The 9,961-nt window shown below is 69.8% G+C and carries 9 protein-coding genes; 6 read left to right on the top strand and 3 right to left on the bottom strand.

All coding sequences use genetic code 11. The annotated features are described in order from the left end of the window. Positions 1-64 precede the first annotated feature (64 nt). From M4D77_RS15735 to purD, 3 genes are read left to right on the top strand one after another with little or no spacing between them, the layout of a single operon-like run. Positions 65-1,330: a bifunctional glycosyltransferase family 2/GtrA family protein gene (locus M4D77_RS15735; RefSeq protein WP_159370074.1), complete on the top strand. Its 1,266-nt coding sequence runs from the start codon at positions 65-67 to the stop codon at positions 1,328-1,330. Then, positions 1,327-3,405, top strand: coding sequence for a glycosyltransferase family 39 protein (locus tag M4D77_RS15740; protein WP_205333412.1), 2,079 nt, complete (start codon positions 1,327-1,329; stop codon positions 3,403-3,405). Before M4D77_RS15735 ends, M4D77_RS15740 begins: the two co-directional genes overlap by 4 nt. Positions 3,406-3,459: 54 nt before the next feature. Then, complete coding sequence (gene purD, locus M4D77_RS15745) at positions 3,460-4,713, top strand: phosphoribosylamine--glycine ligase (RefSeq protein WP_259936647.1); 1,254 nt, start codon at positions 3,460-3,462, stop codon at positions 4,711-4,713. 73 nt (positions 4,714-4,786) lie between these two features. On the opposite strand, the gene M4D77_RS15750 is transcribed toward purD, so the two are convergent. The 3 genes from M4D77_RS15750 to M4D77_RS15760 all read right to left on the bottom strand — a co-directional run bounded on the left by M4D77_RS15750 (position 4,787) and on the right by M4D77_RS15760 (position 7,113). After that, entirely contained in the window at positions 4,787-5,731 is a 945-nt protein-coding gene (locus tag M4D77_RS15750; RefSeq protein WP_058251229.1) for an alpha/beta hydrolase family protein, read from the bottom strand. An 81-nt stretch (positions 5,732-5,812) separates the two neighbouring features. Then, positions 5,813-6,304, bottom strand: coding sequence for a nucleoside deaminase (locus M4D77_RS15755; RefSeq protein ID WP_137810465.1), 492 nt, complete (start codon positions 6,302-6,304; stop codon positions 5,813-5,815). A 53-nt stretch (positions 6,305-6,357) separates the two neighbouring features. Then, positions 6,358-7,113 (bottom strand): DUF6882 domain-containing protein, encoded by a 756-nt coding sequence (locus tag M4D77_RS15760; RefSeq protein ID WP_259936648.1) that lies wholly within the window; start codon positions 7,111-7,113, stop codon positions 6,358-6,360. Between the two features lie 181 nt (positions 7,114-7,294). Between M4D77_RS15760 and M4D77_RS15765 the strand changes: the two genes are divergently transcribed. The 3 genes from M4D77_RS15765 to purB all read left to right on the top strand — a co-directional run bounded on the left by M4D77_RS15765 (position 7,295) and on the right by purB (position 9,881). Further along, positions 7,295-7,888 (top strand): TetR/AcrR family transcriptional regulator, encoded by a 594-nt coding sequence (locus M4D77_RS15765; RefSeq protein WP_171011670.1) that lies wholly within the window; start codon positions 7,295-7,297, stop codon positions 7,886-7,888. A 100-nt stretch (positions 7,889-7,988) separates the two neighbouring features. Beyond that, on the top strand, positions 7,989-8,390 hold the full coding sequence (locus tag M4D77_RS15770; protein WP_065631490.1) for a hypothetical protein: 402 nt from the start codon (positions 7,989-7,991) through the stop codon (positions 8,388-8,390). Positions 8,391-8,453: 63 nt separating this feature from the next. Then, positions 8,454-9,881, top strand: coding sequence for an adenylosuccinate lyase (gene purB / locus M4D77_RS15775; protein WP_058251227.1), 1,428 nt, complete (start codon positions 8,454-8,456; stop codon positions 9,879-9,881). Positions 9,882-9,961: the final 80 nt, after the last annotated feature.

The raw sequence follows: 9,961 nt of genomic DNA on the forward strand, positions 1-9,961 counted from the left end.
GTTCACAGGAACCTGGCAGTTCACATGCAGGGTGACGCGAGGCTGGGAATCGAGAGTTGTCCGCATGATCCCAGAAGCACCGCCGGGCGCCCCGGCGCAGATGTACACCGTCGCCGACACCTCTACGCCGAATCCAGTACTCGACATCGTGGTCCCCGTCTACAACGAACAGGACGACATCGCCTCGTCGGTGCGACGCCTGGCCGACCACCTGCGCGCGCATGTGCCGTACGCGTCGCGGATCACCGTCGCCGACAATGCCAGCACCGACGAGACCCTCGAGATCGCCGTCGCACTGGCCGGTGAACTCGAGGGCGTTCGGGTCGTCCATCTCGAGCAGAAGGGCCGCGGACGCGCGCTGAGCGCGGTGTGGCAGCACAGTGACGCCGAGATCGTCGCGTACTGCGACGTCGACCTCTCGACCGACCTCAACGCCCTGATGCCGCTCATCGCCCCGCTGGTGTCGCGGCACTCCGACATCGCGATCGGGACGCGCCTCAACCGCTCCGCACGCGTGGTCCGAGGACCCAAGCGCGAGTTCATCTCCCGCTCGTACAACCTGATGCTGCGTACTGCGATGGGCGCCCGGTTCTCCGATGCGCAGTGCGGATTCAAGGCCATGCGCACCGACATCGCCCGCGAACTGCTGCCGTTCGTCGCCGACACCGGCTGGTTCTTCGACACCGAGCTCCTGGTCCTCGCCGAACAGATCGGTCTGCGCATCGCCGAGGTGCCGGTGGACTGGGTCGACGACCCCGACAGCACCGTCGACATCGTGCCGACCGCGATCGCGGATCTGAAAGGCTGTGCGCGCGTGGGCCTCGCACTCGCCATGGGCCGGTTGCCGATCGCCCAGCTGCGCGCCTCCATCGGCCGCGACCGGGCCGCGGGACCACAGCTCGACGGGGTGCCGACGGGCATGGTCGGGCAGCTCGCCCGCTTCTGCGTGGTGGGCGTGGCCTCGACGCTGGCCTACGCGGTCCTGTTCCTGGCGCTGCACTCGTTCTTGGGCGCCCAGGTCTCCAACGTGGTCGCGCTCGCGATCACCGCGGTCCTCAACACCGCCGCCAACCGGCGCTTCAGCTTCGGCATCCGCGGACGCGACAACGCCCTGCGTCACCAGCTCTTCGGCCTCGGCGTCTTCCTCTTCGGCTGGGTCGTCACCTCGGGTGCGCTGTTCGTTCTCCACACCGTCGCCCCCGACGCGACGAAACACATTGAACTGATGATCCTGGTGATCGCGAACCTGGTGGCGACGCTCACCCGGTTCGTCGGTCTCCGCTGGGTGTTCCGCAAGGCGCCCGCTCACCACACGGAGGTTGCCGCATGAGTACCACCCTCGTCTCCCCGTCGGGCTCGGTGGCGCCCGCGGACTCCTCAGAAGCAACGCGTTCACCGGCGAAAAGTGCCATCTGGGAACGTCTCTCGCTGGCGGTGCTGCTGATCGGCACCACGGTGGCCTACCTGTGGAATCTGTCGATCAACGGGTGGGCCAACTCCTTCTACTCGGCTGCGATCCAGGCCGGTTCCCAGTCGTGGAAGGCGTGGTTCTTCGGGTCGTCGGACATGGCGAACTCGATCACGGTCGACAAACCGCCTGCTTCCCTGTGGATTCCGGGGCTCAGCGCCCGGATCTTCGGGGTCAACCCGTGGTCGATCCTGGTGCCCGAGGCGCTGATGGGCGTCGCCTCGGTGGCGCTGCTCTACGTGATCACCCGGAAGTACTTCGGCCACTGGGCCGGCATCGTCGCTGGGGTGACCCTCGCGGTGACACCGGTCGCGGCGATGATGTTCCGCTTCGACAACCCCGAGGCGCTGCTCATCCTGCTGATGATCGCCGCGGTCTGGTCGATGATGAAGGGACTCGAGGACGGACGGTGGCGATGGCTGGTTCTGACCGGCGTGTTCGTCGGCTTCGGTTTCCTCACCAAGCAACTCCAGGTCATGCTGATCGTGCCGCCGCTGGCGGTCACCTACCTCGCCTTCGGGCCGCGTGGTTGGTTGCGCCGGATCGGACAACTGTTCGCCGCGCTCGGCGCGATGATCGTCAGCGCCGGCTGGTGGATTCTCGCCGTCGAGCTGTGGCCCGCGTCGTCGCGTCCGTACATCGGTGGCTCGCAGAACAACTCGATCCTCGAGTTGACCCTCGGCTACAACGGCCTCGGCCGGCTCAACGGCAACGAGACCGGCGCCGTCGTCCCCGGTGGTGGGGGAAACGCGATGGAGGGCATGGGCGGTGGACCGGGTGGCCCCGGAGGCGGGGGCGGCGCGTGGGGCGAGACCGGCTGGCTGCGGATGTTCGAACCCGCGCAGGGCGGTCAGATCGCCTGGCTCATCCCGACCGGCCTGATCCTCGCTGCCGTGGCACTCGTACTGATCGGCAGGGCCCGACGAACCGACCCGCGCCGTGCGTATCTGGTCGTCTGGGCGCTGTGGCTGCTGGTCACGATGGGTGTCTTCAGCTTCATGGCCGGGATCTTCCATCAGTACTACACGGCGGCACTGGCTCCCGCGGTCGCCGCGGTCGTCGCCGGCGGCGCGGCGGTGTGCTGGTCGCACCGGGACCGGCTGTGGGTGCGGATCGCGCTCGGGATCTCCGTCGCGGCCGCCGCGATCTGGGGCTTCGTCCTGCTCGATCGCACACCCGACTTCGTGCCGTGGCTGCGATACGCGGTCCTCGTCGTGGGACTCCTCGCCGCGGTGGCCATGGTCTTCACCCAGCGTCGGACCGTCGCGGCCGCAGCGCTCATCGGGGCCATCATGGCGGGCCTGGCCGGGCCGGTCGCCTACACCGTCGACACCATCGCGACCGAGAAGAGCGGATCCATCATCACCGCCGGACCGCGCGTCGAGGGCGAATTCGGTCCCGGTGGCGGTGGGCCGGGTGGACGAGGTGGCCCGGGTGGTCCCGGCGGACGGGGCATGCCCGGCATGCCACCGCAGGGATTGGGAGCACCCGGGCAGGGGATGCCCGGTATGGGTCAACAGGATGGGGGCGGTCGCGGTGGCGACGGAGCCGCCGGGGGACTGCTCCGTGGTTCGACGCCGTCGGCGGCGCTCGTGGACAGGCTCACCGCCGACGCCGACGAGTACACGTGGGTCGCAGCTGCCGTGGGCTCGATGTCGGCGTCGGGCTACCAGCTCGAGACCGGACACTCGGTGATGCCGATCGGCGGATTCAACGGCAGCGATCCGTCGCCGACCCTGGCCGAATTCCAGCAGCTCGTGGCCGCGAAGAAGATCCACTACTTCATCGGTGGCGGTTCTGGTCCCGGTATGGGGGGCGGCATGGGCGGCAACTCGTCGCAACCGTCGTCGCAGATCAGCACCTGGGTGCAGGAGAACTTCACCGCCGTCACCGTCGACGGCGTGACCCTGTACGACCTCACCCAGCCCACGAGCTGACCGGCGCCGACACCGTTTGGGCGGTCACGGGTACCGGCGTTTAGAGTCATGGACGTGCGCGTACTCGTGATCGGCTCGGGCGGCCGCGAACATGCCCTCCTCATCGGTCTGGCGAACGATCCGGCGGTCACCGACCTGCACGTCGCCCCGGGCAACGCCGGCACCTCGTCGATCGCCACGAACCATCCCGTCGACGCCGTCTCCGGCGACGCGGTCGTCGCGCTGGCACGCGAGATCGGCGCCGACCTCGTGGTCATCGGTCCCGAGGTGCCCCTGGTCCTCGGGGTCGCCGACGCCCTGCGCGCGGCCGGCATCGCGACCTTCGGTCCGAGTGCCGAGGCCGCGCAGATCGAGGGGTCGAAGGCCTTCGCGAAGGACGTCATGAAGGCCGCGGGGGTCACGACCGCCCACGCCGAGATCGTCGACAATCCCGCCCGGCTCGACGCCGCACTCGACCGGTTCGGCCCGACCTGGGTCGTCAAGGACGACGGTCTGGCCGCGGGCAAGGGCGTCGTCGTCACCGCGGACCGTGACGTCGCCCGCGATCACGCGGCCGAGTGCCTCGAGAGCGGCCACCCCGTCCTGCTGGAGAGCTTCCTCGACGGGCCGGAGGTGTCGCTGTTCTGCCTCGTCGACGGCGAGACCGTGGTGCCCCTGCTGCCCGCCCAGGACCACAAGCGCGTCGGCGACGACGACGCCGGACCGAACACCGGCGGGATGGGTGCCTACACGCCGTTGCCCTGGCTGCCCGCCGAGATGACCACGCGCATCGTCGACGAGGTCGTCAAACCCGTTGCCGCCGAGATGGCTCGACGCGGCATCCCGTTCTCCGGCCTGCTGTACGCCGGCCTGGCGATCGGGTCGGACGGGCCCGCCGTCGTCGAATTCAACTGTCGCTTCGGCGATCCCGAGACCCAGGCGGTGCTGGCCCTGCTCGAATCGCCGCTCGGGCAGGCGCTGCACGCGACCGCCACCGGCACCCTCGCCGACCTACCGCCGCTGCAGTGGCGCGACGGGGCCGCGGTCACCGTCGTGGTCGCCGCGGAGAACTACCCCGGCAAGCCGCGCACCGGCGACCTCATCACCGGTGCCGACACCGACGGGGTGCTGCACGCCGGCACCGCGCGCAACGCCGACGGAGCCGTCGTCTCCTCGGGTGGGCGGGTGCTCGCGGTGGTGGGCACCGGCGCCGATCTCGCCGAAGCTCGCGAGCAGGCCTACGCGCGGATCGCGAACATCAAGCTCCCCGGTTCGCACTTCCGCCGCGACATCGGCTGCAACGCCCTCGAGGGCCGGATCAGCATCTGAGTCTCGCTCCCTCGTCCCATTCCCGATCACCGAAATCGGTTGTGCGAGAACGAAATAGGGAACGACGGTCGACTCAGACCGCCAGGTTCCGCCCGAGGAACTCGACCTGCTCGGGCAGGACGCTGCGCCAGTAGCGATTGGTGTGACCACCCGCCGCGGTCCCGAACGCCGCCGGTGGCCGGAGTCCGGCGGCCCACTGCCGCGTGTAGGTGTAGAACTGGTCGCTCGAGCCGATGTTGATCAGCAGCGGGATCTTCGCGAACTTCGGCTGGGCCCCGAACAGCGAGTTCGCCTGGTAGTCGGCGAGGCCGTCGAAGGCGCGCGGCGGGAAGTTGCGCGGGTCGGCCCACATCGCGGGGGAGCTGACCGCGACCGCGGCGACCCGCGGCGAACCCAGCATGGCCGCCAGGCGCAACGCGCCGTACCCGCCCATCGACCATCCGAACAGGCCGATGCGTTCGGTGGACAGGTCCAGGTCCGGATTGCTCGCGAGCATCGGCAGGAACTCGTCGAGGATCATCGCGCCCCCGTCGGCGCCGTCGGTGCGTCGGTGATAGTAGTTGCGCCCGATGTCGGCGGCGGCCAGCGCGAACGGCGCGTTCCCGGCGTCGACGTACTGCTGCATCACCGACTGCATCTCGAGCTTCGGCCCGAAGATCGACTTCTCGTTGGTGTTGAGTGCGTGCAGCACGACGACGACGGGGAGGGTGCCCGTCACCCCGTTGGGCCGGGCGACGGCCCAGCGCGTGTCACGCCCGGCCATGCGCGCCGAGCGGAAGCTGCCGGTGATCAGCGGCGGGCCGCCGGTGACCGGTGGCGGTGACGCCTCGACCGGTAGTTCGTCGTCGGCCCGGCCCTCGAGCTTGCGCGGCTCCACCGACGTCGGCGGGGTCGACCCCGAGCACGCGGCGACCCCCAGGGCGGCGGCGCCGAGGCCGGCGGCCAGGACAGCACGACGCCCGACGAACGCACGGGCGTGTTCGTCGGGATTGCTCGGGAGGGGTGGCACTCGGGTCATCGAGTCAACAGGGTAATGGCCGACCCCCGTCCCGCCGCAACGGAATGGCTCCCGACGCGCACCGTTGTGAGGAATCTCCTCTCAGCTGTGCTGCCAGAAACCGGCGTGGACCTCGTGTGCGGCGTCGATCGCGAACGGACCGCGTACCACGATCGGCCGACTGCCCGCCTCGAAGATCCGTCGGCACGGCATCGCCAGCGTGGGATTGGCGGGATCGTCGCCGGTCATCTCCCGCAGGTCGTCCTCGCCGAGCGCGTAGACGACCGTCCCGACCCCGGCCCAGTAGATCGCGCCGGCGCACATGGCGCACGGCTCGGTGCTGGTGTACAGCGTCAGCTCGGCGCGCGTGTCGAGATCGAGGTGCCCGACCGCGCGGACGACGTTCGTCTCGGCATGCCCAGTCGGGTCACCCGCGGTGTCCACGGAATTCATCGCTTCGGCGACCACGCTGCCGTCCGGCGCCACCAGCAGTGAGCCGAACGGGTGGTCGCCGCGCGTCCGGGCCCGGGCGGCGAGGTCGATCGCCTGCCGGAGATGGGTGATGTCGGGGTCCTCGTGACTGTCGGGGGACATGTCCCGATCGTCGCACGGTTCCGCACGCCGGCGTGGGGCGAACGGCGAGTGTCTCAGGCCTGCCCGACGAGTTCACAGCTGAAGTCGACGGGCCGCGCGCGCCGGTCGAACTCGACGTGCGCCACCGACTCGCCGTCGGTGACGTCGCAGATCGGCGACCGGCCGCCGTCGGAGCCGGTGCGCCAGCTGATGTGCCAGCCGCGGCGGGCGGCCATCCCGTGGATCGCCACCCGATGATCGTTGACCGCAAGTGATCTCATCACCGTCGGCATCGTGGTGGCGAAGTCGGCGAAGGTCGGTTCGGGCAGCGCGACGTCGTCGAGGAGGTACACCGCGAGATCCCCGTCGTCGTGCTGTGCCGTCCAGTACGGACTGATCCCGGTGCTCTCGACCGCGGCCGCGGCCACGATGTCGATCGCCTCTGTCCGGTAGTCGGCGATCTGGTCGCGAGACAGACTGGGCGGCAACGACACCCGGGGAACGGCGAAATCATCGACGCCGAATCGGGCGCCGACGTCGCGCAGCGCGGCGGCTGGACCCGCCGGTTCGCCGCGGGGATGGGCCCACCCCCACACGATCGCGTCCGATTCGATGACCGCGATCAGGGTGGCACGCGAACGGACACAGTCGCGCTGCCCGCCCGGGTCGGACGAGGCCGTCGAGGTGAAGACGACGGACCGCTCCGCCTGGTCGCAGCGCGACTCGAAGCTACCGAGCCGTTCGCGCAGGAAGTCGGCGAACGCGACCTGCCGCAGACAGGTGTAGAGCGCCGCGTAATCGGCGACAGCATGGAGGCCGTCGAACTGCATGAGGTCACGGTAACCGCGGGTGTGGTCGTCGTACCCCTCTGTCCGACGTCCGACTGACGGCCGACCGCCGTCGGGCATTCCGCCGAGGTCAGCGGGCTTATACGGGAATCCGCCTGGGCGTGTATCGCTTTGGTGAAAGCGATACGACGGTACCGGCCCTTTGGCAGCATTGACTCCCATGATGACCTCGGCGGCGACACCGAAGGGTGCGCGGCGGCGGTCTCGACTGATCGAGGCTGCCGGCGAGTTGCTGCTCGAAGGAGGCTTCGATGCAGTGCGTCATCGCGCGGTGGCCGAGCGCGCGCAATTGCCGCTGGCGTCGACCACCTACTACTTCGGTTCCCTCGACGACCTGATGGCCGAGGCCGCCGCCAATCTGTGCGCGCACGACGAGACCGCAGTCGCCGCCCGCTGCAACGCTCTTCCGCGCCGGCACCGGGGCAGCACGGCGACGGCGGGTGCCCTCGCCGACGTCTTCGTCGGTTCCGACACCACCCTCCAGCAGCTGTCCGCGCGGTACGAGATGATCGCGCTCGCGGCCCGGTATCCGCTACTGCGCGAGGTCGTCGCGAGCCGGGGACAATCGCTGGCGTTCCACCACTGCGAGGTCCTGGTGAAGTCGCACCGGGTCGCCGATCCGGCGCACATCGCGCAACTGATCGGCATCGAGGACGGAGCCATCGTGGGAGCGTTGTCCCAGACGGCGGTGCGGCCGGTCGACGCGGTGCGCGACGCCCTGCTCGACGTCGTCGACGTCCTCGCCCCGCGGGAGTGACCGGACGGGGTGTCCGGGGCCGAACCTCGCGAACTCACCGTGCGGTGGACGCGGCGATGACACGATGGGGCGTCAGGTCACCGACGGGGAAGGGGATCGCGTGTCAGCGAGACGATGGATGGTGGGAGTCGGGGCCGCGCTCGGCGCCGCGGTCATGGGGGCCACGGCGTTCGTCGCCCCGACGGCGCAGGCGGCGCCGGCCGGGCGGGTCGATGCGTCGATCCCGTTCTCCTCGGCGGTCTACGGCACCGGCTGCACCTATCCGCTGACCGTGGCGGTCAACTCGTCGGGCTGGGTCGAGTTCTTCGAGGTCAAGGCGGGTCTGCCGCCGCGTTTCGTGGGCCGCGACCTGCCTCAGGGTGCGCTCGCCTCGACCACGTGGGTCCCACACCGGACCGGTGACAAGTACCTGTATGCCGTGCAGAACGGGAAGGTGTCGGCGCCGACGTTCGTCCGCGTGCGACAGGGTTACGGGTCCAACGGGGCGTGCATCGCGTTCTGACGGTGTGTGCTCGGCCCTCGCCGGGTTTTGAGGATCGCGACGGCCGCGACCTACACTGACCGGGTGTCGAAGCCCGTCATCGCCAACGTCCTGGCCAGCCGCTATGCCTCCGCCGATCTCGCCGAACTGTGGTCGGCGAGCACCAAGATCGAGCTCGAACGGCGACTGTGGATCGCGGTCCTCAAGGCGCAGCGCGACCTCGGCATCGATGTACCGGCCGACGCCATCGCCGACTACGAGCGCGTCGTCGACCAGGTCGATCTCGCATCCATCGCCGAACGTGAACGGGTCACCCGCCACGATGTGAAGGCCCGGATCGAGGAGTTCAACGCCCTGGCCGGCCACGAGCAGATCCACAAGGGCATGACCAGCCGCGACCTCACCGAGAACGTCGAGCAGCTGCAGATCCTGCGTTCGCTCGAACACGTCCATGCCCACGGCGTGGCGGTGCTGGCGCGCATCGTCGCGCGTGCCGCCGACTACTCGTCGACGGTGATGGCCGGACGCAGTCACAACGTCGCCGCCCAGGCCACCACGCTCGGCAAGAGGTTCGCCTCGGCCGCCGACGAGCTGATGATCGCGCTCACCCGGTTGCGCGAACTCATCGACCGCTACCCGCTGCGCGGGATCAAGGGGCCGATGGGCACCTCGCAGGACATGCTCGACCTCCTCGGTGGCGACGCGGTGAAGCTCGCCGACCTCGAGGGCCGGGTCGCCGACCACCTCGGGTTCGCCCGCTCGTTCACCTCGGTCGGCCAGATCTATCCGCGGTCGCTCGACCACGACGTGGTGTCGGCACTCGTGCAGCTGGCGGCCGCGCCGTCGTCGCTGGCCCACACCATCCGGCTGATGGCGGGCCACGAGCTGGTCACCGAGGGCTTCCAGCCCGGTCAGGTCGGCAGCTCGGCGATGCCGCACAAGATGAACACCCGCAGCTGCGAACGCGTCAACGGGCTCGCGGTCGTACTCCGCGGATACGGCTCGATGGCCGCCGAACTGGCGGGCGCGCAGTGGAACGAAGGCGACGTCTTCTGCTCGGTCGTCCGTCGTGTGGCCCTGCCCGACGCGTTCTTCGCGATCGACGGACTGATGGAGACCTTCTTGACCGTTCTCGACGAGTTCGGTGCCTACCCGGCCGTGATCGCCAACGAGCTCGACCGTTATCTGCCGTTCCTCGCGACCACCAAGGTCCTGATGGCCGCGGTGCGCGCCGGCGTCGGGCGGGAGACCGCGCACGAGGCGATCAAGGAGAACGCGGTCGCGGTCGCGCTCGCCATGCGGGAGGAGGGACGCGAACCCGACCTCCTCGACCGGCTCGCCGCCGACGACCGCATCCCGCTCGACCGCGCGCAGCTCGACGCGTTGCTGGCCGACAAGACGGCCTTCGTCGGTGCCGCCGAACAGCAGGTCGCCGACGTCATCGCGGCCGCGGAGAAGATCATCGGGCAGTACCCCGACGCCGCGGGCTACTCGCCGGCGCCGATTCTGTAGCTCTCCGCCATCTCACTCCGGCGCGCTGACGTCGGAGTGCCTGCTACCCCCTGCTCCCTGAGGAGCGCGACCCCGTCTGC

Source organism: Gordonia sp. p3-SID1431 (genome assembly GCF_025143765.1).
Taxonomy (GTDB): domain Bacteria; phylum Actinomycetota; class Actinomycetes; order Mycobacteriales; family Mycobacteriaceae; genus Gordonia; species Gordonia hongkongensis.

Bases quoted from the DNA above. Each gene is read 5' to 3' on its own strand.
- M4D77_RS15755 (WP_137810465.1), bottom strand. From the start codon at position 6,304: ATGTCCCCCGACAGTCACGAGGACCCCGACATCACCCATCTCCGGCAG.
- M4D77_RS15750 (WP_058251229.1), bottom strand. From the start codon at position 5,731: ATGACCCGAGTGCCACCCCTCCCGAGCAATCCCGACGAACACGCCCGT.
- M4D77_RS15765 (WP_171011670.1), top strand. From the start codon at position 7,295: ATGACCTCGGCGGCGACACCGAAGGGTGCGCGGCGGCGGTCTCGACTG.
- M4D77_RS15740 (WP_205333412.1), top strand. From the start codon at position 1,327: ATGAGTACCACCCTCGTCTCCCCGTCGGGCTCGGTGGCGCCCGCGGAC.
- M4D77_RS15735 (WP_159370074.1), top strand. From the start codon at position 65: ATGATCCCAGAAGCACCGCCGGGCGCCCCGGCGCAGATGTACACCGTC.
- M4D77_RS15760 (WP_259936648.1), bottom strand. From the start codon at position 7,113: ATGCAGTTCGACGGCCTCCATGCTGTCGCCGATTACGCGGCGCTCTAC.